The organism is Arthrobacter sp. UYP6, assembly GCF_040547315.1.
In the GTDB taxonomy this organism is placed as follows: domain Bacteria; phylum Actinomycetota; class Actinomycetes; order Actinomycetales; family Micrococcaceae; genus Arthrobacter_B.
In genome coordinates this window covers 70,087-93,128 of sequence record NZ_JBEPPM010000016.1, presented here as the reverse complement: position 1 = coordinate 93,128, position 23,042 = coordinate 70,087, and the positions used below count along the sequence as shown (strand labels likewise).

At 67.2% G+C, this 23,042-nt stretch carries 20 protein-coding genes; 17 read left to right on the top strand and 3 right to left on the bottom strand.

Going from position 1 to position 23,042, the window contains the following annotated elements; translation table 11 throughout:
• Positions 1–8: 8 nt before the first annotated feature.
• The 6 genes from ABIB35_RS14035 to ABIB35_RS14010 all read left to right on the top strand — a co-directional run bounded on the left by ABIB35_RS14035 (position 9) and on the right by ABIB35_RS14010 (position 7,507).
• The gene (locus ABIB35_RS14035; protein WP_354182346.1) at positions 9–1,121 is read left to right on the top strand and encodes an NADH:flavin oxidoreductase/NADH oxidase; all 1,113 of its coding nucleotides are present in this window, start codon (positions 9–11) and stop codon (positions 1,119–1,121) included.
• 475 nt (positions 1,122–1,596) lie between these two features.
• Positions 1,597–2,391, top strand: a complete 795-nt coding sequence (locus ABIB35_RS14030) for an ABC transporter ATP-binding protein (RefSeq protein WP_354182345.1) — start codon at positions 1,597–1,599, stop codon at positions 2,389–2,391.
• A complete protein-coding gene (locus ABIB35_RS14025) occupies positions 2,373–3,944 on the top strand; it encodes a transporter (RefSeq protein WP_354182344.1) in 1,572 nt (523 codons plus the stop codon). The genes ABIB35_RS14030 and ABIB35_RS14025 overlap by 19 nt, the downstream gene beginning before the upstream one ends.
• Positions 3,945–3,958: 14 nt before the next feature.
• Positions 3,959–4,270, top strand: coding sequence for a DUF3039 domain-containing protein (locus tag ABIB35_RS14020; RefSeq protein ID WP_227891988.1), 312 nt, complete (start codon positions 3,959–3,961; stop codon positions 4,268–4,270).
• A gap of 13 nt (positions 4,271–4,283) precedes the next feature.
• Positions 4,284–5,720, top strand: coding sequence for an MFS transporter (locus ABIB35_RS14015; RefSeq protein ID WP_354182343.1), 1,437 nt, complete (start codon positions 4,284–4,286; stop codon positions 5,718–5,720).
• Positions 5,717–7,507 (top strand): DEAD/DEAH box helicase, encoded by a 1,791-nt coding sequence (locus ABIB35_RS14010; RefSeq protein ID WP_354182342.1) that lies wholly within the window; start codon positions 5,717–5,719, stop codon positions 7,505–7,507. Before ABIB35_RS14015 ends, ABIB35_RS14010 begins: the two co-directional genes overlap by 4 nt.
• Positions 7,508–7,903: 396 nt before the next feature.
• On the opposite strand, the gene ABIB35_RS14005 is transcribed toward ABIB35_RS14010, so the two are convergent.
• Both ABIB35_RS14005 and ABIB35_RS14000 read right to left on the bottom strand, forming a co-directional pair.
• A complete protein-coding gene (locus ABIB35_RS14005; protein WP_354182341.1) occupies positions 7,904–8,527 on the bottom strand; it encodes a nicotinamidase in 624 nt (207 codons plus the stop codon).
• Positions 8,528–8,529: 2 nt separating this feature from the next.
• Positions 8,530–9,855 (bottom strand): nicotinate phosphoribosyltransferase, encoded by a 1,326-nt coding sequence (locus ABIB35_RS14000; RefSeq protein WP_354182340.1) that lies wholly within the window; start codon positions 9,853–9,855, stop codon positions 8,530–8,532.
• An 86-nt stretch (positions 9,856–9,941) separates the two neighbouring features.
• Here ABIB35_RS14000 and clpS point away from each other — a divergent pair, with 86 nt between their 5' ends.
• From clpS to ABIB35_RS13960, 8 genes are all read left to right on the top strand, one after another.
• Complete coding sequence (gene clpS, locus ABIB35_RS13995) at positions 9,942–10,274, top strand: ATP-dependent Clp protease adapter ClpS (protein WP_354182339.1); 333 nt, start codon at positions 9,942–9,944, stop codon at positions 10,272–10,274.
• A gap of 72 nt (positions 10,275–10,346) precedes the next feature.
• Positions 10,347–10,904, top strand: coding sequence for a DUF2017 domain-containing protein (locus ABIB35_RS13990; RefSeq protein WP_354182338.1), 558 nt, complete (start codon positions 10,347–10,349; stop codon positions 10,902–10,904).
• A gap of 59 nt (positions 10,905–10,963) precedes the next feature.
• Entirely contained in the window at positions 10,964–11,944 is a 981-nt protein-coding gene (gene murI, locus ABIB35_RS13985) for a glutamate racemase (protein WP_354182337.1), read from the top strand.
• The gene (locus ABIB35_RS13980) at positions 11,945–12,796 is read left to right on the top strand and encodes an MBL fold metallo-hydrolase (protein ID WP_354182336.1); all 852 of its coding nucleotides are present in this window, start codon (positions 11,945–11,947) and stop codon (positions 12,794–12,796) included.
• 43 nt (positions 12,797–12,839) lie between these two features.
• Complete coding sequence (rph, locus tag ABIB35_RS13975) at positions 12,840–13,634, top strand: ribonuclease PH (protein WP_354182335.1); 795 nt, start codon at positions 12,840–12,842, stop codon at positions 13,632–13,634.
• Entirely contained in the window at positions 13,631–14,263 is a 633-nt protein-coding gene (gene rdgB, locus ABIB35_RS13970; protein WP_354182334.1) for an RdgB/HAM1 family non-canonical purine NTP pyrophosphatase, read from the top strand. Before rph ends, rdgB begins: the two co-directional genes overlap by 4 nt.
• 150 nt (positions 14,264–14,413) lie before the next feature.
• Positions 14,414–15,139, top strand: coding sequence for a DedA family protein (locus ABIB35_RS13965; RefSeq protein ID WP_354182333.1), 726 nt, complete (start codon positions 14,414–14,416; stop codon positions 15,137–15,139).
• Positions 15,140–15,234: 95 nt separating this feature from the next.
• Complete coding sequence (locus ABIB35_RS13960) at positions 15,235–16,245, top strand: 3'-5' exonuclease (RefSeq protein WP_354182332.1); 1,011 nt, start codon at positions 15,235–15,237, stop codon at positions 16,243–16,245.
• Positions 16,246–16,275: 30 nt separating this feature from the next.
• Here the strand turns inward: ABIB35_RS13960 and ABIB35_RS13955 are convergent, their stop codons facing one another.
• Entirely contained in the window at positions 16,276–17,316 is a 1,041-nt protein-coding gene (locus tag ABIB35_RS13955; RefSeq protein WP_354182367.1) for an ADP-ribosylglycohydrolase family protein, read from the bottom strand.
• A 251-nt stretch (positions 17,317–17,567) separates the two neighbouring features.
• On the opposite strand from ABIB35_RS13955, the gene ABIB35_RS13950 reads away from it, so the two are divergent.
• From ABIB35_RS13950 to ABIB35_RS13940, 3 genes are all read left to right on the top strand, one after another.
• Positions 17,568–18,581, top strand: a complete 1,014-nt coding sequence (locus tag ABIB35_RS13950; protein ID WP_354182331.1) for an MIP/aquaporin family protein — start codon at positions 17,568–17,570, stop codon at positions 18,579–18,581.
• A 134-nt stretch (positions 18,582–18,715) separates the two neighbouring features.
• Positions 18,716–19,879: an exonuclease SbcCD subunit D gene (locus ABIB35_RS13945; protein ID WP_354182330.1), complete on the top strand. Its 1,164-nt coding sequence runs from the start codon at positions 18,716–18,718 to the stop codon at positions 19,877–19,879.
• Positions 19,876–22,962: an AAA family ATPase gene (locus ABIB35_RS13940; RefSeq protein WP_354182329.1), complete on the top strand. Its 3,087-nt coding sequence runs from the start codon at positions 19,876–19,878 to the stop codon at positions 22,960–22,962. Before ABIB35_RS13945 ends, ABIB35_RS13940 begins: the two co-directional genes overlap by 4 nt.
• Positions 22,963–23,042 lie beyond the last annotated feature (80 nt).

The following is a 23,042-nucleotide window of genomic DNA, read 5'->3' as shown; positions in this document are numbered from 1 at the left end:
GGGCCGGCATGAATGAGACCGCAGTAAATCTCCATCCCGGCCTGTTCGACCCTCTGGCCCTTCGGGGACTGGAGCTGGCGCATCGTGGCTGGGTGGCCGCCATGTGCCAATACTCGGCGGACGAAGTCAACGCCCCCGGGGTGCCGCACGACTGGCACCTGATGCATCTGGGCTCCTTTGCGGCCGGGGGAGCGGCACTGATCATCACCGAAGCCACCGCAGTCAGCCCCGAAGGCCGGATCAGCCCCCAGGACACCGGAATCTACAACCGGCAGCAGACGGATGCCTGGCGCAGAATCATCGACTTTGTCCACCGCTACGGCGCGGCGGACACCAAGATTGGGGTGCAGCTTGCCCACGCGGGCCGCAAGGCCTCCACCTATGCCCCCTTTGCCGAGGGCCGGGGCAGCGTTCCGGCAGCAGACGGCGGCTGGCCCACTGTCGGTCCCACCGCAGAAGCCTTTGGCCGGTATGCCGCGCCGCAGGAACTCGATGAGGCAGGCATCCGCAAGGTTATTGACGACTTTGCCCGCGGTGCCGAGCGGGCCGTCGAAGCAGGCTTTGACACCATCGAGATCCACGCCGCGCACGGCTACCTGCTGCACCAGTTCATGACCCCGCTGGTCAACACGCGTACTGACGGCTGGGGCGGGTCCGAAGAGGCCCGCAACCGCCTCACGCTGGAGGTGATCGACGCCGTCCGGGCCGTCATCCCTGACTCCATGCCGCTGCTGCTGCGCATCTCCGCAACCGACTGGACCCCCGGCGGTGTGGACGAGCACACCTCTGCGCGCTTGGCCGCCCAGGCCCGCAGCCGCGGCGTCGATTTTGTGGATGTCTCCACCGGCGGAGCCGTTCCGGATGCTTCCATCCCCGTGGCGCCGGGTTACCAGACCAGCTTCGCAGAACACATCCGGACCCACGCCGGGGTGCCCACAGGCGCCGTCGGCCTGATCCGTACTCCGGCCGAAGCTGAGCGGACCCTGCGGGAAGGCCGTGCGGACGCCGTGCTGATCGCCCGTGCGGCGCTCAGCGATCCGCACTGGTGGCTGCACGCCGCAGAAGAACTGGACGCCAAGCTCCCTTGGGTGCCGCAGTATGAAAGAGCCCGCCCGGCCTAGCCGCAGGCTTCACCACTGACCTGTCCGGCCTAGCCGCCCGCCCGATGTTCCAACCCGAGTGAAGGTGTGAGCGTTGGGGTGAGTGTAGGGACGATGCGCTCGGCCGAGGTTCCTGGCCGAGTGTAGGGACGATGTGCCTTTCGCGGATCGAGTGACGCGACGATGCCGCAACTCCGGCGCTGAAGCGGCACGATCTCTACACTCGACAGGGGAGAGCGGCAGGATCTCGACACTCGACTATCCCGACACTCGACTATCCCTACCCGCATCGGGGTTGAGCTGGCTGGGAGCGGGTGGGGGTTGGCGCGCTTCGGGCGGAGGTTGTTGCGGGTGAAGATGCAGCCGTGTCATCGGGTGTGGCTAGGCCGCAGGGCGGGTGATCCCCGGCGGAAACCGTTCCGATTTGGTCCTTGTGGATGATCCGGCCGGTGGGAGGGCGGCGGTACGTTGGTTCCATGACGAAACTGGTGCTGACATGACCGAATTCTCGCCGCTGCATAGCCCCGCCGTTCCTGCTGTCCCGGCCTTGGCGGTGCGCGGATTGGGAAAGCGTTTCGGGGAGAAGATTGCCGTCAACGGGATCAGCCTTGACGTTCCGTCCGGCTCCTTTTTTGGACTGGTGGGTCCTAATGGTGCAGGCAAGACCACACTGCTTTCCATGGCCACGGGTCTGCTGCGGCCCGAACACGGCCAGGTCCGGGTGCACGGCACGGACGTCTGGGCGGAGCCGCTCAAGGCCAAACGCCTGATGGGTGTGCTTCCGGACGGCGTCCGGCTCTTTGACCGGCTCACCGGCGAGCAGCTGGTGACCTATGCCGGCCTGCTGCGCGGCATGGATCGCGCAACAGTGGCGGAGCGCGTGCAGGACCTGCTCGAAGCGATGGACCTGACCCGGGACGCGGGCACGCTCGTTGTGGACTACTCCGCCGGCATGACCAAGAAAATTGCCCTCGCCTCGGCGCTCATCCACGCACCCCGGCTGCTGGTCCTCGACGAGCCGTTCGAAGCGGTGGACCCCGTGTCCGCGGCCAATATCCGCGACATCCTCTCCGGATACGTTTCTTCCGGGGGCACCGTGATTGTTTCCAGTCACGTCATGGACCTGGTGCAGCGCATGTGCGACCACGTTGCCGTGGTCTCCGGCGGCAACCTTCTGGCGGCCGGTACCGTGGACGAGGTCCGCGGCGGCGAGAGCCTGGAAGAGCGTTTTGTGCAGCTGGTTGGCGGACGCACCCATTCGGAGGGCCTGCCGTGGTTGCGCACCTCCTAAGGCTCAAGCTCACCCTGCTGCGCAATTCCCTGCGCCGCAGCCCCTGGCAGATCGTGGGGATCATTTTTGGTGCCCTGTACGGGATCTCCGTGCTGGTGCTGCTCTTCGCGGGACTGTTCTACCTGAGCATCAGTGATGCGGAGCTGGCCCGCACCGCCGTTGTCCTCGCAGGTGCCACGGCGGTGCTGGGCTGGGCGCTGATACCGATCCTGGCCACCGGGGTGGACCTGACGCTTGACCCGGCACGTTTCGTCACTTTTGCCGTGCCGCTGCCCAAACTGTTGACCGGACTGGCCGTTGGCGGCCTCATCGGCGTCCCCGGCGCCGTAACCCTGCTGGCTGCGCTGGGCTCCGCCGCGATCTGGTGGCGTTCTCCTGCCGCCCTGGCCGCAGGGCTGGTGTGCGCCATAATTGCCGTCTTCACCTGCATCATTGCCGCCCGTGTCACCGTGGCGGCGAGCACGTCGCTGTCATCTTCGCGCCGGTTCAAGGATATTTCCGGCTTGGTGGCGATCATTCCGCTGGTGTTGCTGGGCCCCCTTATCGGCGGGACCATGTCAGGGATCAGCAATGCGCAGGAATACCTCCCATCCCTGGCCCGGACGCTGTCCTGGACACCGCTGGGCGCTGTGTGGTCCGTTCCGGGTGACGTAGCCCTTGGCCAGCCGGGACCTGCGGCCGCCAAGTTGGGCATCGCCGTCGTCTTCCTGGCACTGCTGGCCTGGGCCTGGAAAGTCCTCCTCGTCCGGGCGCTGGTTACCCCTCCGCACAACGCCGGAGCCCGGCGCAAGGGCGGCAAGCTGGGCTTCTTCGGGCTGTTCCCGGCAACCCCCACCGGCGCGGTGGCAGCGCGGGCGCTGACCTACTGGATCCGCGATCCGCGCTACGGCGCCTCCCTGCTCATCATTCCGCTGCTGGTGGTGGTGCTGCTGTTCCTGAACCGCAGCGAGGGGCCGCCGGTGCTGCCGCTGCTCCTGGGTCCGCTGGTGGCCTTCCTGCTTGCCTACGGGCTCTCAGCGGACATCGCTTATGACAACACCGCATTCGCCCTGCATATCAGCACCGGCGTGTCCGGTGCGGCTGACCGTGCCGGCCGGGTTATTGCCTGCGCCGTCTTCGCCGTACCCGTTGTACTACTCGCAACTGTGCTTCCGTGCCTTGTGCTGGGGGAGGCGGACCTGCTCCCGGTGCTGCTCGGTGTTTCGCTGGCGATGCTGTTGAGCGGGCTGGGCCTCTCCAGCGTGGTGTCCGCCCGCTACACCTACAACGTGCCGCTGCCCGGCGAGAACGCGTTCAAAACGCAGCCCGGTTCCGGCGGACGCACCATCCTGGTTCAGAGTTTGGGGATGCTGGCCCAGCTGGCGCTCGTGCTGCCGGTGCTGGCACTGGCTCTGGCCGCCGTCCTGACGGGCACTGCGCTGCTGGGCTGGCTCACTCTGGCGGCCGGCCTGCTGCTGGGGTCCGGCCTGTTGCTGGCCGGCATCCGGGTGGGCGGACGGTGGATGGACCGGCGCGCTCCGGAGCTGCTGGCCTCGGTTTCCGTGAACAAATGACCCCGCGTACTAAGATGGGAACCATGAGTCTTCCTCCCGATCCTTTCGAAAATGACCCCGCCCGCCGCCTGGACGACGGCGGTGGTTCCACCGCCGTTATTGAGCGCGAAGAGCAGCGCGAGTACACCGAACCGGGTGACAGCGAGCGGTTTGCCCACTACGTCCGCAAGGAGAAGATCATGGAGTCCGCGCTTTCGGGCGAACCCGTGATTGCGCTGTGCGGCAAGGTCTGGACCCCGGGCCGGGACCCGAAGAAATTCCCCGTCTGCCCCACCTGCAAGGAAATCTATGAAGGGCTGAGCGCGCCCAAGGACGGCAAGAAGTAATTACGGTGCGCGCATGAGCGGTTCGGCGGCCCAACCACGCCCCGCGGGCGCCATGTCCGCCGAATATCGTGCCCTCACGCTGGGCATTTTGGCGATCATCACCTGTTCTGCTTTCGAAGCGATGGCTGTGACGACGGCGATGCCCGTGGTGGCGCAGGAGCTGTCGGCGGGCGCAGGCTACGGGCTGGCGTTCTCGATGTTCCTCACCGCCTCGCTGCTGGGCACCGTGGTGGCCGGCAGCAGATGCGACCGCGAGGGGCCGCTGCCCTCGCTGGGGGCAGGCATGGCCCTCATGACCGTGGGGCTGCTGCTGTCCGCCCTGGCAGGCGAGTTTTGGATTGTCACCGCCGGCCGGGCGGTATCCGGACTCGGTGGCGGAGCCATGATTGTGGCTGTTTATGTGATCATCGGCGAGATCTATCCGTCGGCGCTGCAGCCGGTGGTTTTCGGCTGGCTTGCGGCGGCTTGGATCCTGCCGTCCATGGTGGGGCCGCTGGCCGCGGGCCTGCTGGCGCAGTACGTGAGCTGGCGGTGGGTTTTTGCCGCTGTCATCCCCATTGTCCTGGCGGCCGGTCTGATGGTCTGGCCGCGGATCCGCAGTCTCGGTCCGCCGGCCAACCCGGCCCTGGATCAAGCAGCGGGCCGCCGGCGGGCACTCTGGGGCACAGTGCTGGCCGCTGCCGTCTTCATCGCCCAGTGGGCCGGCAGCGCCGCCGCCTCGTCGCCGTCGGGAGCAGCGCCGTCGGCCGCCGTGCTGCTCTGGACCGCGGCCGCGGCGGGAGCCGGAACAGCCGGCGTCGCGCTTGCCCGTCTGTTGCCGGCCGGGACCCTGCGCCTGGCCCGCGGACTGCCCAGTGTGGTCGCCACGCGCGGGTTGCTCAGCGCCGGTTTCGTGGCGGCGGAGGCGTTTCTGCCGCTGATGGTACTGGCCACCCACGGTGTGGACCCCGCCACTGCCGGACTGGCCCTGACCGCAGGAGCGGTAGGCTGGGCTGTGGGTTCTTTCCTGCAGGCACGTGCCGGCGGGCGCCGCCACCGCCTTTTGGTGATCGGCGCAACCATGCTGGCCGCAGCCGTGGGAGGAATCGGGCTGCTTGCCTCACCAATGGTCCCCTTCTGGGTGATCGTGGCGGTGTGGTCCTTCGCGGGAGCAGCCATGGGTCTGGCCCTCTCCAGCACCTCAGTCATGGTGCTGGCACTGTCCACTTCCGCGGACCGGGGACGCAATTCCGCGTCCCTCCAGATTTCCGACCAGCTCGGAGCCGTAGCGGGAACCACCGTGGCGGGGATTCTCTTCGCCCTGCTGCAGAACCCTGCCGCTTCCGGACAAACCGGCGTGTTCCGCGTCATGTGGCTTGTTCTGGCCGTTTTTGCGTGCCTGGGGATTATCTCCGGCGCCCGCAGTGCAATTGTTACTCCGAACACAGGAAAGGTGCCGTTCACAGCGTGAGCCCAGACACCCTCTTCGGCGGACCGGCCCTGCCGCCCGCCTACCCGGAACGAGCCGCGTGGGGCACCGCCCCGAAGCTTCGCCAGTGGCAGGCCGAAGCCCTCGAGAAGTTTTTTGCCGCCGACGCCGACGACTTCCTGGCCGTGGCCACCCCCGGCGCCGGTAAGACCACCTTCGCCCTGCGCGTGGCCACCGAGCTGGTGGACCGCGGGATCGTCAAGCGGATCACCGTGGTGGCGCCCACCGACCACCTCAAGCGCCAGTGGGCCGACGCCGCCGCCAAGGTGGGGCTCTCCCTGGACCCCAACTTCAAGAACGCCGACGGCCGCCACGGAGACGGCTTCATCGGCGTGGCCGTGACCTATGCGCAGGTGGCCTCCAAGCCCATGCTGCACCGGGCCAAGACCGAAGCCGCCCGCACTCTGGTGATCCTGGACGAGATCCACCACGGCGGCGACGCGTTGTCCTGGGGCGACGGCATCCGTGAAGCCTTTGAACCGGCCGTCAAGCGGCTCTCCCTGACCGGTACGCCGTTCCGCTCGGACACCGCGGCCATTCCCTTTGTGGAGTATGAGAAGGACCGCGACGGGATCCGCCGTTCCAAGGCGGACTATACCTACGGCTACGGCCAGGCCCTTCGGGACCATGTGGTGCGCCCGGTGATGTTCATGGCCTACTCCGGCACCATGCGCTGGCGCACCAGCGCCGGCGATGAAATGGCTGCTTCCCTGGGCGAAGCTGCCGTCACCAAGGACATCACCGCCCAGGCCTGGCGGACCGCGCTGAACCCCACGGGCGAATGGATTCCTTCGGTGCTGGCTGCCGCGGACCGCCGGCTTTCCGAGGTGCGCCGGGCAGTGCCCGACGCCGGCGGGCTGGTCATCGCGACCGATCACGACGACGCCCGCGCCTACGCAGGCAGGCTGAAGAAGATCACCGGAGAGTCTCCCACGGTCATCCTTTCCGATGATGCCAAGGCCTCGGACAAGATCGACGCATTCTCCGCCGGTGACCAGCGCTGGATGGTGGCTGTGCGCATGGTGTCCGAAGGTGTGGACGTTCCGCGTCTGGCAGTGGGCGTGTATGCCACCTCCACGGCAACCCCGCTGTTCTTCGCCCAGGCGGTGGGGCGCTTTGTGCGTGCCCGCAAGCGCGGTGAGACGGCGTCAGTGTTCCTGCCCTCCGTGCCCAACCTGATGGCGCTGGCCAACCAGCTGGAGCTGGAACGCGACCACGCGCTGGACCGGCCGGAAAACCACTTGGAAGAGGAAGGCTTCGCGCTGGAGGACAGCCTCATGGAGGCCGCCAACCGCGAGGAAAAAGCCTCCGATTCCCTCACCAAACAAAAGTTTGAGGCGCTGGAGTCGCAGGCCTCCTTTGACCGCGTATTGTTCGACGGCGGCGAGTTCGGCACCGGGGGAGAGCTCGGCAGCGAAGAGGAACAGGACTTTCTGGGCATCCCGGGGCTGCTGGACGCAGATCAGGTGGGGATGTTGCTGCGCCAGCGCCAGCACGAGCAGCAGTCCCGGCGCGGACGTAAGGCAGCTGCGGCGGCACCGGAGCCGGAGCCGGCCCCCACGGTGATGGACCACCGCCAGCTCACCGAGCTGCGCGGCCAGCTGGCCAAGAACGTCTCCGCCTGGTCCGCGCGTTCGGGGATGCCGCACGGCATGGTCCACAGTGAGCTGCGCCGGATCTGCGGCGGGCCGCCGGTGGCGCAGGCCAACGAGGAACAGCTCAACCAGCGGCTGAAGAAGCTGCAGGACTGGTTCATCGGCCGCAAGTAGCGGGGATACCGGTGCGAAGGAGCCGGAGCCGTCACGCTGCCTGCCCGAGCCGGATCGAGTGTGCAGCTCTGGTGGGTCGGCGAGGCAGATCCCGCCGTGAGTGTGCAGCTCTGGTGGGTGCCGGCGAGTTGAGGTCACCAGATGTGCACACTTAATCCAGCACGAGCAGGCCAAGGTCACCATATGTGCACACTCAGTCGCAGACCGGTGAACCCGTAACCCCAGACGCCGGTGAGAAGGCGCATTCCTCAGACATACAAGAGGTGCCGGAGCAACAAGCTCCGGCACCTCTTGTATGTCGTCGTACCCAAAGTATCCCTTGGCCTGCGCAGCCCCGCGCAATACCTGCGGCGGACCGCCCGGTTCCCGCGGTGGTGCGGTGAGGGCTCCAGCAGGCTAAAGGTCCAGCAGTTCCACGCCGGCGTCTTCGAGTTCGGCGAGGGCGGCCCGGGTATCGGCACGGTTCATCCCGGCGCACAGCTCCGGGATGACGTATGTGTCATATCCGGCGGCGATGGCATCCACGGCAGTGGCCCGGACGCAGTAGTCGGTGGCCAGGCCCACGATGACCACCTCATCGACGTCGTTCTCCCGCAGCCAGTCATCCAGGCTCACCGTTTCGGAAGGATCCGCCGGTGCGGTAGCGGCGTCCAGGTCTCCCGTGGGCACCTCGTCTTCAGGGGCAAGGACGCCCTCAAAACCGGAGTACGCCGCTTCGTACTGGCCCTTGCGGAAGACGGCGTCAAGGTGTTCGGTGTCCAGATCCGGATGCAGGCCGGCGCCGGAGGTTCCGGCAACACAGTGCACCGGCCAGGACTCCTTGTAATCGGGGGTCTCGGAGAAATGCGCGCCGGGCTCGATATGCCAATCCTGGGTGGCGGCCACGACGTCATAGCGGCCCAGCGTCGTTTCGATGTAGTCGGTGATTTCCGACGCCGTGTTGGCGCCGCCGGGAACGGCCAGGGAACCTCCTTCACAGAAGTCGTTCTGGACGTCAACAACAATCAGGGCACGCGTCATTCTTACTCCTCGTATTCTGTGGGGATCACCGGTTCGCCGCGCTGCAGGCGATTCACCGAACTCGGAAGTTCGGCCAGGGATGCGGTATGGCGCTTGGCGGCCCGGCCCACGGCATCGGGACCGGTCCAGCCGGGAAGGACCTCGCCGTCGGCCACAAACTGCTCCAGCAGCGGGCGGTCATTGCCGTCGTCCTGCGGGCGGTGTCCAATGCCGATGACCTCCGCGGTGGCGGTTCCGCGGTCATTGAGCCGGCGCAGCGCATACTTGCGCCCGCCCAGGGAAGCCTTGTTCTTGGCGGCCTTGGCCACTGACACAAATTCGTGGTCATCCCCCTCGCGGCTCACCAGCTTGTAAACCATCCCGGCGGTCGGAGCACCGGAACCGGTGACCAGAGACGTTCCGACACCGTAAGCATCCACCGGTGCAGATGCCAAGGCGGCAATGGCATATTCATCCAGGTCCGAGGTCACCATGATGCGGGTGTCAGTGTTGCCCAGATCATCCAGCAGCTCCCGCACCCAGCGGGCCTGGGCCACCAGGTCGCCGGAATCCAGCCGAACCCCGCCCAGCTTTTGCCCGGCAACGGCGACGGCGTTGCGGACGCCGGCTTCGACGTCGTACGTGTCCACCAGCAGCGAGGTGTTGGCGCCGAGCGAACCGACCTGGGCCTCGAAGGCCTCCCGCTCCGAGTCGTGGAGAAGGGTGAAGGAATGCGCGGCAGTGCCCACCGTCTTCAAGCCGTAGCGACGCCCGGCCTCGAGGTTGGAGGTGCTGTCAAAGCCGGCAATGATTGCGGCGCGGGCGGCCGCGACGGCGGATTCCTCATGCGTGCGGCGCGAACCCATTTCGATGCAGGGGCGCCCGCCGGCGGCGGTGACCATGCGCGAGGCAGCCGAGGCAATGGCGCTGTCATGGTTCAGGACGGAAAGGACCAGCGTCTCCAGGATGCAGGCCTGCGCAAAAGTGGATTCCACGATCAGGATCGGCGAATGCGGGAAGTACGCCTCGCCCTCCGCGTAACCAAAGATGTTGCCGGAGAACCGGAAGTCCGCCAGCCACTGAAGCGTGGTCGAGTCCACCACGGAGGTGCGCTCCAGGAACTGCAGCTGCTCGTCGTCGAACCGGAACGCGGCGAGGGCTTCGAGGATCCGGCCGGTGCCGGCCACCACGCCGTACCGGCGCCCGTCCGGAAGCCTGCGGCCGAAGACCTCGAACACCGAGCGTCGGGAGGCGGTGCCCGAGTGCAGGGCGGCCTGCAGCATGGTCAACTCGTAATGGTCTGTATACAGGGCGGCATTGGGCTGGCGCCACGTCGAAGGGCTGTTCACAGTGAAAACTCTATCCCCCGTTCGCTTATTGAGTAGAAGGCTTCCACTGGCGGTTCGGCAACCGGGTCCAACCTACACTTGTAGTCATGACTTTGAGCACTGCAGCCGGCGTAGTCCTGAGCGCTTCGCCGGGCACCGACACCCTCGAGCGCACTGACACAGAGTCCGTGGTCGCCAGTGACGTGCCGTGGGTGGTGATCGTCTGGAATGACCCGGTGAACCTGATGAGTTACGTCAGCTACGTGTTCCGCAGCTACTTTGGCTATTCGGAGGCCAAGGCCAACAAGCTCATGATGGAAGTCCATGAGCAGGGAAAATCGGTGGTCGCCGCCGGCTCCAGGGAATCCGCGGAACGGGACACTGTGGCGATGCATTCCTTTGGGCTCTGGGCCACCTTCCAAAAGAGCGACGAGCCGTAAACGGCCCCCGGCACCCCAACAGCAGCACCAACGCGCAGCACAGACCGGCCCCGGCCGGCGGATAGGACAGACGTGGCAACCGGATTCAAAGTCACCCGCAAGGGAATCTCTGCATCGCTGGACGCGGGGGAGCGGGAGCTGCTGCGCAGTCTTTTTGCCGATGTGCTCGGCATGCTGGCACCGGACACTCCGGCGGATGCCGACCCCCTGGCAGCCATGGTGGGTTTGGACACCAGCGCACGTGTCCCGTCCGACTCCGCGCTGCGCCGGCTCCTGCCGGACGGGGTGCAGGGCGACGACGGCGAGGCGCTGGAATTCCGCCGCCTCACGGAGCGGTCGCTGCGCGAAAACAAGACCGGTGCGCTGCGCGCCGCGGCGCTGCTCCTGGAGTCCAAACCGCTGCTGCTGAATGCCGAACAGGCACAGTATTTTGCCCGCGCACTCAACGATGTGCGGCTGGTGCTCGCGGACCGGCTGGGACTGGAAACCGATGAAGACACCGAGCGGCTGCACGGGATCACGGACCCCTCCCAGGCGCAGGACGTGGACGGTTACCTTGCCCTCGTTTACAACTTCGTCACCTGGCTCCAGGAGACACTCATGCAGGCCATGACCCGCTCCCTGCTGTGATCAAGCGCACGTTGCACTGAGTGCGTCCCGGGGCCCCCGAGGGCTATTGTCGTTACATTATGAGCTCTGACCCGGGTAGTTCCCCGCTGATCACCGAACCGCAAAAGCACGCACAGCGCCAGGATGCACCCATCGGAATTTTCGACTCCGGGGTGGGGGGACTGACCGTTGCCCGCGCCGTGATCGACCAGCTGCCCAATGAGTCGATTCTTTACGTGGGGGACACCGCCAAGGGACCCTATGGGCCGCTGCCCATCGCCGAAGTCCGGGCCAATGCCCTGGGCGTCATGGATGAGCTGGTGGATTCCGGCGTCAAGCTCCTGGTGATCGCCTGTAACACCGCCTCCGCCGCCGTGCTGCGCGACGCCCGCGAGCGCTACACCCGCCGCTACGGCATCCCGGTCATCGAGGTCATTCAGCCGGCAGTGCGCCGAGCCGTCTCGGCCACCCGCTCCGGCCGGGTGGGAGTGATCGGCACCGAAGCCACCGTGGGATCCCGGGCCTATAACGACACCTTTGCGGCCGCTCCGCACCTGCAGATCGCATCCGTGGCCTGCCCCGCCTTTGTGCAGTTTGTCGAAGCCGGGGTCACCGCAGGGCCGGATCTGCTGGCCACCGCCGAAGAGTATCTTGCCCCGCTGAAGGCTTTGGACGTGGACACTCTGGTGCTCGGCTGCACGCATTACCCGTTGCTGACCGGCGTGATCTCCTATGTGATGGGCGACGGCGTCACGCTGGTTTCCAGCGCGGAAGAGACCGCCAAGGACGTGTACCGGGCGCTGATTTCCCACAACCTGCAGCGGACGGCCGAAACCGCTCCGGAACATCATTTTGTAGCCACCGGGGATTCGACGTCGTTCGAACTACTTGCCCGGCGTTTCCTTGGCCCCGAAGTCCTCAGCGTTGAACACGTGGAGAACGTGGCCGCCCACTATCCCACCGGCAGCATGGCCCGGGTCACCCCGGACATGGTTGCCGGAGCCCGCTCCACTCACCGAGACCACGGAAGGCCGCCCGGCGCCCTTCGGAACGGCACGTAAATGAAACTGACCATTGTGGGCTGCAGCGGCTCCTTTCCCGGCCCCGCTTCCCCGGCTTCCTGTTACCTCGTGACCGCCAACGACGGCGTCCGCGACTGGCGTATTCTGCTGGACCTGGGCAACGGTTCCATGGGCGCACTGCAGCGCTACATGGACCTGCGGGACATTGACGCCGTCCTGCTGACCCACCTGCATCCGGACCACTGCATGGATTTGTGCGGCCTGCACGTGGCGGTGCACTGGGATCCGGCCGGCTGGAACCGGGAGCGGATCCTCGTGTGGGGTCCCGCTGACACCGCGGACCGGATGGCCACTGCCTACGGCCTGCCCACGGATCCGGGCATGCATGAGGACTTCGATTTCCAGCACTGGAACAGCCGCGAAGCCGTGTCCATCGGCCCGTTTACGGTGACGCCCTATCCCGTGCGGCATCCGGCTGACGAGGCGTATGCCCTCCGGGTCCAGGCCGCGGGCATCGACGCTGACGGCAATCCGGTGGTTCACACGCTGGCCTACTCCGGGGACACCGACTCCTGTGACGGCCTGGAGGAAGCAGCTCTGGGCAGTGATGTCTTCCTCTGTGAAGCGGCGTTCCACGAAGGCCGCGACGACGCCATCGAAGGGGTGCACCTCACCGGAAAACGCGCCGGTTCCGCCGCTTCGGCCGCGAATGCCCGCCGTCTGCTGCTGACCCACCTTCCCGTGTGGAATGATGCTAACGCGTCAGTGGCGGAGGCCCGGGAAACCTATGCCGGAGATCTGGCGGTGGCTGTCGCCGGTGTCTCGTACGACGTCGGGGCCCCCTTCGCTGCCGGCCTGGCAGCCAACAGCGGCGTCCAACCCACCGGATAACTCCGCCACCGGGCCGGGTGTTGCCGGCCGATAGACTGGGCTCATGACTACAGCCGCAAACAGCCCTACTTCCACGCCCTCCGCAGGCTCCGCCGTCGTCCGTTCCGACGGCCGCACCCCCGACCAGCTGCGCAGCATCACCATCACCCGCGGCTGGTCCAAGCAGGCCGAAGGATCGGCGCTGATCGAGTTCGGCAACACCCGCGTGCTGTGCACCGCCTCCCTGACCCCGGGTGTGCCGCGCTGGCTCAAGGGTGAAGGCACCGGCTGGGTCACGGCCGAATACGCCATGCTCCCGCGCGCCACCAATACCCGCAACTCCCGCGAATCCGTCAAGGGCAAGATCGGCGGCCGCACGCACGAGATTTCCCGTCTGATCGGCCGCTCACTGCGCTCCATCATCGATACCAAGGCGCTCGGCGAAAATACCATCGTCCTGGACTGCGACGTGCTCCAGGCCGACGGCGGCACCCGCACCGCGGCGATCACCGGCGCTTACGTTGCCCTCGCCGACGCCCTGGCCTGGGCCAAGGAAAACAAGCTCATTGCCCGCAATGCCGAGCCCCTGCTGGATACCGTGGCGGCCATCAGCGTGGGCATCATCGATGGGGTGCCGATGCTGGATTTGCCGTATGTGGAGGACGTCCGGGCGGAGACCGACATGAACGTGGTGGTGACCGGTTCCGGCAAGTTTGTGGAGGTCCAGGGCACCGCCGAAGGCGCACCGTTTGACCGCGACGAGCTGAACGCCCTGCTGGACCTGGCACTGCTGGGCACATCCGAGCTCGCCGAAATCCAGCGGCGGACGCTGGGCGAAGCCCTGGAGCAGAACGCGTGAGCGCAGGCGCACCCGCCCGGGCCCGTCTGGTCCTGGCCACCCGCAACCAGGGCAAGCTGCTGGAACTGCGCGAGCTGCTGCGCGGACGGATCGAAGGGCTCGACGTCGACACCCAGGTGATTGATGCAGCCGCCGCCGGTGTTCCGGACGTTCCGGAAACCGGCGTGACCTTCGAAGCCAACTCGCTGCTGAAGGCCCGTGCGGTGGCCGAAGCGACCGGCCTGCCTGCCATTGCCGACGATTCCGGCCTGGCGGTGGATGTCCTGGGTGGAGCGCCCGGCATCTTCTCCGCCCGCTGGTCCGGCCGGCACGGCGACGACGCCGCCAACCTGGACCTGCTGCTGGCCCAGCTCGCGGACATCGGAGAGGAGCACCGCGGCGCGGCCTTTGTGTGTGCCGCTGCGCTGGCGCTTCCCGGCGGGGCCACCGCGGTGGAGCGCGCAGAGCTGCGTGGGACGCTTCTCACAGCACGGCGCGGAAACGGCGGGTTCGGCTATGACCCCATCCTGCAGCCGGACGGCCTGGACCGTAGCTGTGCCGAGCTGTCCTCGGCGGAGAAAAACGCCATCAGCCACCGCGGACAGGCCTTTAGGGCGCTGCTGCCGGCCATCGTGGACGCCCTGGCCTGAGGCGTTCTGCGGGAGTCGGCGCGGCCTTCCGGGCGCACATCAGCCGGCTCCCGCGGTTCCCCGCGCAACCTCTAAAAATCGATGGTTCCGGACCATCCGAGGTGTCGGGTTTCCGCCCCGGCCGCTCCATAGGGCAGAATTGGGGGCAATATGACTACACAGATTCTTGCCTCAGTTGCCACCGCCACCACCGACGGATCGGCGCTGGGAGGGGTCGCTGACTGGGCCGTCAACGTTATGGAGACCATTGGTGCTCCCGGTGCCGGCCTGGCCATCGCGCTGGAGAACCTCTTTCCGCCACTGCCGAGTGAAGTAATTCTGCCGCTGGCCGGGTTCACCGCGAGCCAGGGCAACTTCTCCCTGGTGGCGGCCCTGGTCTGGACAACCCTTGGCTCCGTTGTGGGCGCGTGGGCGCTGTACGGGCTCGGTGCCTGGCTGGGCCGGCGCCGGATGCGCGCGTTGGTCTCGCGGGTTCCCCTGATCGACATCGAGGACGTTGACAAGGTGGAAGCCTGGTTTCTCCGCCACGGCTACAAGGCAGTGTTCTTTGGCCGGATGATTCCCATCTTCCGGAGCCTGATCTCCATTCCCGCCGGCATCGAACGGATGCCCATCTGGAAGTTCCTGGGCCTGACAACGGCGGGCAGCCTCATCTGGAACGCCATCTTCGTCTTTTCCGGGTACTACCTGGGCGAGAGTTGGCACATCGTGGAGGAATACGCCGGTGTCTTCCAGAAGATCGTGATTGTTGTCTGCGTCCTGGTGGCGGTGTGGTTTGTGGTCAGCAAGGTCCGCTCCCACCGCCGCAAGAAGCAGGCCCTCCCGCAGCAGCCGCAGCCGCCGCAGCCGCCGCAGCAGCCGGTGGACGGCGAATAGGCCCCGGGTCAGGCACAACGGCAGATCACCGTATCACCGCATTACCCCTCTTTTGCAGCGCGTCTGCAGGCATGAACTAAGGAACCGAACACCGCGTGGGAATTGAATTCACGGCCATTGACTTCGAAACGGCCAACGGATTCCGGGGTTCTCCGTGTTCGGTGGGACTGGTGAAGGTGCGGGACGGCGCCGTCGTCGACGAAGTGTCCTGGCTGATGCGGCCGCCGGCCGGCCACGACTTCTTTGACCGCCGCAACACCCGCATCCACGGCATCGAAGCGGACATGGTGGCAGCCGCCCCGCGCTTCGGCGAACTGTTCCCGGAGATCGGTGCGTTCATCGGCGCGGACCTGCTGGTAGCGCACAACGCCGCCTTTGACATGGGTGTCATCCGCTCCGCGCTGGAGGTTTCCGACCTCCCCGGACCTGCCTATGACTACACCTGCTCCGTGGTCCATTCGCGGCGGACCTACTCCCTGGTCTCCCACTCGCTGCCGTTTGCCGCCGAAGCGGCGGGGGTTCCGCTGCAGAACCACCACGACGCCGTCGAGGACGCGCGCGCGTGCGCCGGCATCATGCTGGATATTGTGCGCCGCAGCGGTGCCGCGGACATGGCCGGGTTCTTTGCCCTGCAGGGCATGGTTCCGTCCCGGCTGCCCGCCTATGTCCCGGGTGTGGATCCGCTCTCCAAGGCCACGCGGGCGGCGTTGGAACGCGGAACCGGCACTGAGGCCAAGGCTGCCGCCACCGGCTGGGCCGGCTGGCCGTCGGAGGGGGAGAACCCGCCGCCCAACCTGGACGCGGACTCCGACCATCCGCTGTACGGGCAGACCGTGGTGTTCAGCGGAAACCTTGGCATGTCCCGTCAGGCGGCCAAGAACCGTGCAGCTGACCTGGGGGCCAAGCCTGCTTCCAACGTCACCCGGGCCACCACCGTGCTGGTGATGGGAGACGGGTTTGAGGCGGGAGACCTGCGTAACGGGGTCCTGACCGGCAAGGCACGCCGGGTCCTGGACCTGCACGGCAAGGGCCAACAGATCGAGGTGCTCTCGGAAGCGGAGTTCCTGCAGATGCTCGGCGGCAGCTGGCCCTCCACGGCCCAATAGCAGCCTCCCGCCCCGCCGGCCGGCAGGAAACTAGCCGGCGGTGGCGGCCGTAAACTGCCTGGCCAGCTCCTCGATGACGTCCCGGCCCTCCAAAGCAGCCAACCAGTCGGCGGGCAACGCCGCGGCGCCGTAGAACGTGCCCAGGATGTTGCCGGCGATGGAGCCCGTGGAGCCGCTGTCGCCGTCGTGGTTCACCGCCACAGCAAGCGCGGCCCGGAAGTGCTCCTGCGGCGAGCCGGCGGAGGCGGTGGCCAGTGCGGCATATACGGCAATGGCGAGAGCTTCTTCCGCTACCCAGCCCTCGCCGAGGGCCGCGGTCAGCTCCTCCGGGGAAACGGGACCCGAGGATGCCAGCTCCACGGCGGCGGACAGCCGGTCAGACAGTTCGGGAACGCCGCTCTCACCGGCCCGGCGCACAGCCACAGCCGCGGCGTCCTGCAGGGAGGCCGACGGGTCCAGCAGATCGTGGATGAGGGTGGCGAACACCGCCGCGGAGTGCAGCGCGGACGGATGCCCGTGCGTGAGCGAGGCGGCGTCCTGGCTGAGCCGGTACACCATTTCAGTCTCCACATAGGGGAGCAGGCCGAAGGGCGCCGAGCGCATCACCGTGCCGCATCCCTTGGAATCCGGGTTGACCGGGCGGAATTTGGTTCCCATGTCCGGCCCCGAGAGCCCCGAAATACAGGCGTTTCCGGGAGCACGGCGCTGGTGCAGGACGGTCTGGGAATCAATCCACCGCAGCGGAGGGTTGGGAGCGGCCGGATCCAGCGCTATGCCCTGCGTCTTCAGCCAGCGGAGGTAGGCCAGCCACAGGACTGCGCTCTCATCGGCGCCCAGGCCCTGATTTGCCCATTCCAGCGCTTCCAGCAGCCCGTCGAGCGTGTAGAGGGTCATCTGCGTGTCATCGGAAAACGGAACGGGTGACGGCAGAGCGGCAAGGTCCCGCAGCCCGTCCGGGCCGAAGGCGCTGCGGATCTCGGCCATGCGGGAGAATTCGACGGCGAATCCCATCGCATCGCCGAGGGCGCCGCCCAGCAGGGCGCCAAACACTTTGCCTGACTGCCCGTTCAGCGGAAGATGGAAGGAAGCGGCGGACTCCGTGCGGGACGGGTCGGCTGCAGCGGGATGTTCAGGGTTTTGGCTCACCGTTCCAGCATATCGGCGGTCTCAGCCCGGGCGAGTCTTCAGCAACTTCACAGCAGGGAATGGAAAGCTGGGTGAGTTTGCCCCGCAGCCTGCGTCATGGCCCGGGGCGCCGGCCGGGATCGTACGCAAAGATCACCGCCGAGCCGCACTTACTAGGAGAAGGACACTTTTTGCCAATGAATCCTGAGCCCATCCCCGCAGGCGGCGCGCGCGCTGTGCACCCCGCCGCCGGCACCGCAAACCGCAGGCACCTGCACAGCTACGGACTGTTGGGACGCAGCGTGGCGGAGGGCGTGGGATCCTTCCTGCTGGTCTTCGCCACAGCAGCGGCAATCTTCAGCGCCACCGGCGGGGTTTCCTCCGCGCTGGCCGTCGGGCTCGCCGCGGCAGCTGCCATGGTGGCCTTCGGCTACGTCTCCGGCGGCCATTTCAATCCAGCCATCAGCGTGGGCAGCGCCGCCGCCGGACGCACGCCGTGGAAGGTCCTTCCCGTCTACGTGGTGGCGCAGCTTGTTGGTGCACTGCTGGCCTTCCTGATCCTGTGGGTGATGTTCCAGGGCCACCCTGAACTGAGCGACACACGGCAGATCTTCGCTGTCCTGGCCAACGGCTACGGCGCCGACTACCAGCTCGGATTCCCGCTGGCCAGTGCCCTGCTGGCCGAGGTGATAGCCACCGCCCTGTTGGTCGCCGTGTTCCTGGGCGCCTCCACCGGGCGCATCCCGGCGGTCTCGGCCGCCTTCGCCGTGGGCGTGACCTACGTGGTCCTGCTGACCATCCTCGCTCCGATCACCGGCGGTTCCCTCAACCCCGCCCGATCCACGGCCGCGGCCGTCTTTGCCGGCGGCACAGCGGTGGAGCAGCTGTGGCTCTTCTGGGCGGCACCCCTCCTGGGCGCGCTGATCACCGGCCTGATTTACCGCAGCATCGACCTGACAGTCTCCGACGCCGAGCGCGCTGATGAGGAGGACGACGCCGACCTGGACCTTGAGGCCGACGACGATCTGGCCCACGACGACGTCCCGGCCCACGACGACGTCCCGGCCCAGCGCCTGGGCGGCACCGAAACAGCGGCGCCGGCCGGCGCATCAGCCGCGGCACCGCGCGAGGTGTCCCCTCAGACGAAGGACGACGCCCGCGGGTTCTTCAACGACGGCGACGACGGACGCCCGGGTAGCGCCCAGCACTAAGTACGACACGCCCTAAGACAGCAGGGACACGGAACGCCCGCTCCTTTCCGCAGTACGACGCCGCGGAAGGGGGTGGGCGTTCTCATGTTCCGGATGTCCGGGGAGTGTCGGTGCCCCGGGGTAGTTTTGTTGGTATGCGATTACTGCACACCTCCGATTGGCATTTGGGCCGCTCCTTCCACGGCGTGGGGATGCTCGGCGCCCAGCAGCAGTTTGTTGACCGCCTCGTGGAGACGGTCCGCGAAAAGAAGGTGGATGCCGTCCTGATCGCCGGTGATGTTTACGACCGCGCCCTGCCGGGGGTCGACGTCGTGCGTCTGCTTGATTCGGCGCTGGAACGTATCACCGCCGCGGGAGCGAAGGTCATTCTCTCCAGCGGCAACCACGATTCCGCTGCCCGGCTGGGGTTCGGCAGCAAAATCTTTGAACGCGGCGGCGTCTACCTGCGGACCCGGATCAGTGAGATTCCGGACCCGGTCCTGCTGGAAACCGGCGGCACGCCCGTGGCCGTCTACGGCATTCCGTATCTCGAACCGAGGCTGGCAGCTCCGGAACTTGGCATCGAGACGCCGCACCACGAAACCGTGGTCGGTGAGGCCGTCCGCCGCATCCTGGCGGACGTGCAGCGCCGCGCCGCGGAGGGGACACCGGTGCAGCCCGTGGCCATGGCCCACGTTTTTGCCAGCGGCGGCATCACTTCGGACAGCGAACGGGATCTCACAGTGGGCGGCGTGGGCGCTGTTCCGCTGGACCTCTTCGACGGGTTCGCCTACACCGCCCTGGGTCACCTGCACGGGCGGCAGGAGCTGAGCCCGTCCGTCCGCTACAGCGGATCGCCGCTGCCGTACTCCTTCTCGGAGGCGCGCCAGCAGAAGGGCGGACTGCTGGTGGAGTTCGACGCCGGCGGCCTGGCTTCCGTGGAACCGGTCCTGTGGCCTGCTCCGCGCCGGCTCGCAGTGCTCAAGGGCACGCTGGAGAATCTGCTCGCCGACCCCGGCCTCACCGAGGCTGAAGACGCCTACTGCCAGATCACCCTGACTGATGACGAGCGTCCGGCCAAAGCCATGGAACGGCTGCGGACACGTTTCCCGGACACCCTGGTTCTGGCGTTTGAGCCCGCGTCCGGACCGCGCACCGCCAACCAGACCTACAGCCAGCGGCTGGCGCGGGCCACTGATGACCTGGAGATCTGCTGCGGATTCCTGGACCATGTGCGCTCCCGGCAGGCCGATGAGGCGGAGAAGAAGCTCTTCTCCGAAGTACTTTCCAAGGTCCAGTCAGCGGAGGCGGCACAGTGAGGATCCACCGGCTCGAAATTCAGGCGTTCGGTCCCTTCGCGGACCGGCAGATCATCGACTTTGATGAGCTTGGTGCCCATGGGTTGTTCCTGCTTAACGGACCTACGGGTGCCGGGAAAACCAGCATCCTGGACGCCATCTGCTATGCCCTCTACGGTGCCGTCCCCGGATTCCGGCAGAACTCCAAGCGGCTGCGCAGCGACCATGCGGACGCGGACACTGCGCCTGAGGTCCTGTGCGAATTCAGCTCCGGAGACAGGCGCTTCGAAGTGGTGCGCACCCCGGCCTGGGACCGTCCGGCCAAGCGCGGCACCGGAAAGACCGTGCTCGAGCAGGCGAAAACCACCCTCCGTGAGTTCGTTAACGGGGATTGGATTCAGAAGTCTGCCCGCAACGATGAAGCCGGTGCCGAAATTCGAGAGCTGATGGGCATGGACCGGGAGCAGTTCACCCGGGTGGTGATGCTGCCGCAGGGAGACTTTGCCGCTTTTCTGCAGGCCGACGCCGCGAGCCGGTCTGCGCTCCTGCAGAAATTGTTCGGCACCACGCGGTTCGAGAACATTGAAGCCCAGCTCAAAGCAGATCTCGCCGTGGCTGAGCGGGAGCTTAACGCGGCCCGTGCCGAGAGTGAGCATGTGATGCGCCGGGTGCGCGACGAAATGGAGCGCTGGGATGACGGCTCCTTGGCGGACCCAGACGCGGACACGGATAGGGACACGGACGGGGATCGGGCCGGGAGCGGTGAGGCCGCCGAGGTGGAGGAGTTCCGGCGCCTGCTGGCCTCCCGCACGGAGGCTGCCCGGGCGGAGCATACGGTCTTGGCCGCAGCACTGCGGGAAGCGGAGCACACGCGCCAGGAGGTGGAGGTGCGGCGCACCCGGGGCATTGCCCGGGAGCAGCTTAAACGCGATGAACAGGCTCATGCCGGCCGCCGGGAGGAAGTGGAACCGGTGCGCCGCGCCCTCGAACGTCATCAGCGGGCCGAGTCGCTGAGCGGTTATGTCCGGGCTGTCGACACTGCCCAGGAGCGGCTCCGGCTGCGTGAGGAGGCCGCAGATCAGGCCCGGGGAGCACTGCTGGCCCACGCGCAGGCAGAGGGATTCGGCCTCACGGATAACGGAATGGCTGAAGAGGGCCTTGCCCCGGCACTGTCGGCCGCCGAGGACCGGTTAACCACGGAGCTGGGGGCCGCCGAGGCCGCGCTGGCCGAGGAAGAGCGCATCGGCGATCTGGAAGCGGAACTGGCACAGGCCTCCCACCGGAGCGAAACCAGCCAGGCGGCAGCTGCTGCCGCCGAGGCAGCGGGGGAGGAGCTCCGCGCCGAGGAATCCGAGCTGACCCGCGAGCTGGCATCACTGCGGGAGCAGGCGTCCCGGCAGGAATCGGCGCAGAAAGACATGGATCGTGCGCGCGCCCTGACCCGTGCCATCAGCGAATACGCCGAAGCTTCCGTAACGGCTGCCGCTTCCGAGACGGAGGCGGCGCGGCTGCGCGGAAGCTACCAGGACCGGCGCCAGGGATGGCAGGACAAACTGCAGCGGCGGCTGGACCAGGCGGCAGCTGAGCTGGCGGGAAGACTGGAGGACGGGCAGGGCTGCCCGGTCTGCGGCAGCTGTGAACACCCGGCTCCGGCGGCCCTGCCCGATGGTGAAAGCGCCGTCACCAAGCAGGACGAGGACGAGGCACGCCGGCTGACGCAGGCCGCGGAGGCTGCGTACGAAGCTGCGCGGCTGCAGGCGGACAAGGACAACCGCCGCCTCGCCGAACTGCGGATCCAGGGCGGAGACGGAGACCTGGAGGCGGCCGGCGCACTCGAAGAAGCAGCGGACGGTGCTCTTGCCGTGGCTGCGGCCGCCGCTGCGGAACTGGATACTGCCGTGGCGCGCTGTGCGGAGCTGTCCCGGAAGATCGACCAGCTGTCCGAGGAAGGTGCCGCGGCACTGGTTGCTGCGGCCCAGGCCGAGGAGCAGCGGAAGTCGGCACAGCGACAGATTGCCAATCTCAGCGGCCGGGTGCAGGCAGCCCGGGACGGTTTTGCCACTCTTGCCGAACGCGTGGACTGTCTGGCCGGGCTCCGGACTCTGATCAGCGCCGCGCGAAGGTCCCTCACCGAGCTGCAGACGGCGCGGGACAACGCAGCCGAAGCCCAAGAGGACCTTGCCGCCCGTTTGGGGGACTCTGACTTCGAGACCGTCCAGGACGTGCGCGATGCCCTGCTGGAGGCGGGGGCGGCCGCCCACGCCAAACTCACCGTGGCCCGGTACGACCAGGAGGGAGCGCGGCTGGTTCTGCGCCGGGAAGCCGAGGACTCAGCCGCCGAGGTGGATGGAGAGAGCGAACCGCTCCCGGTGCCCAAAGAGGAGGACCTTGTCCTGGCCTCCGAGGCTGCAGCGGCCGCCCGCACGCGTCTTACCAACTGCTCCGTCCAGCTGGGCCTGCTGGAAGCATCCACCGCAACGCTCCAGTCCTATGGACAGGAACTGGCAGCTGCTGCCGAACGCATCCGGCCGCTGGAGGAACGGTTTGAGCTCCTGCAGTCCGTGACCAACACCGCACGCGGGGCGGGGGAGAACGGCTACAAGATGACGCTGAGCACCTATGTGCTGGCCGCACGCCTGGAACAGGTGGCTGCAGCCGCCACTGAACGGCTGTCAGCGATGACGGCCGGACGCTACGCCCTGGTGCACAGCGACTCCACCTCCGGGAATAAGAGGTCCGGGCTGGGCCTGCACGTGACCGACGCCTGGACCGGCCAGCACCGGGACACCTCCACCCTCTCCGGCGGAGAGAGCTTCATGGCCTCGCTGGCGCTGGCGCTGGGTCTGGCCGACGTTGTCCAGCAGGAAGCGGGAGGAGTGAGCATCGAGACACTGTTTGTGGATGAGGGTTTTGGCAGCCTGGACGAGACTTCGCTGGAGCAGGTCATGGATGCGCTGGAAGGGCTTCGCGACGGCGGACGGGTAGTGGGGCTGGTCAGCCACGTGGCCGAGATGAAGCAGCGGATCGGGGCCCAGCTGCAGATTACCAAGGGGCGGAACGGATCCACGGTGCGCTTCTCCGCCGGCGATCCGGTGGGTGTGTAGGTCACCTGCCATCCACCTCGATAGAAGGTAAGGTGGATGCGTAACCGGGTTCGGCGCATCGGGAGGGGGGACGATGCGCG

What these genes read in the sequence shown, in the direction of transcription:
- clpS (WP_354182339.1), top strand. Translation starts at nt 9,942, where the DNA reads ATGACTTTGAGCACTGCAGCCGGCGTAGTCCTGAGCGCTTCGCCGGGC.
- ABIB35_RS13965 (WP_354182333.1), top strand. Translation starts at nt 14,414, where the DNA reads ATGACTACACAGATTCTTGCCTCAGTTGCCACCGCCACCACCGACGGA.
- ABIB35_RS14035 (WP_354182346.1), top strand. Translation starts at nt 9, where the DNA reads ATGAATGAGACCGCAGTAAATCTCCATCCCGGCCTGTTCGACCCTCTG.
- ABIB35_RS14020 (WP_227891988.1), top strand. Translation starts at nt 3,959, where the DNA reads ATGGGAACCATGAGTCTTCCTCCCGATCCTTTCGAAAATGACCCCGCC.
- ABIB35_RS13980 (WP_354182336.1), top strand. Translation starts at nt 11,945, where the DNA reads ATGAAACTGACCATTGTGGGCTGCAGCGGCTCCTTTCCCGGCCCCGCT.
- rph (WP_354182335.1), top strand. Translation starts at nt 12,840, where the DNA reads ATGACTACAGCCGCAAACAGCCCTACTTCCACGCCCTCCGCAGGCTCC.
- ABIB35_RS14015 (WP_354182343.1), top strand. Translation starts at nt 4,284, where the DNA reads ATGAGCGGTTCGGCGGCCCAACCACGCCCCGCGGGCGCCATGTCCGCC.
- ABIB35_RS13945 (WP_354182330.1), top strand. Translation starts at nt 18,716, where the DNA reads ATGCGATTACTGCACACCTCCGATTGGCATTTGGGCCGCTCCTTCCAC.
- ABIB35_RS14005 (WP_354182341.1), bottom strand. Translation starts at nt 8,527, where the DNA reads ATGACGCGTGCCCTGATTGTTGTTGACGTCCAGAACGACTTCTGTGAA.
- ABIB35_RS14030 (WP_354182345.1), top strand. Translation starts at nt 1,597, where the DNA reads ATGACCGAATTCTCGCCGCTGCATAGCCCCGCCGTTCCTGCTGTCCCG.
- ABIB35_RS13950 (WP_354182331.1), top strand. Translation starts at nt 17,568, where the DNA reads ATGAATCCTGAGCCCATCCCCGCAGGCGGCGCGCGCGCTGTGCACCCC.
- murI (WP_354182337.1), top strand. Translation starts at nt 10,964, where the DNA reads ATGAGCTCTGACCCGGGTAGTTCCCCGCTGATCACCGAACCGCAAAAG.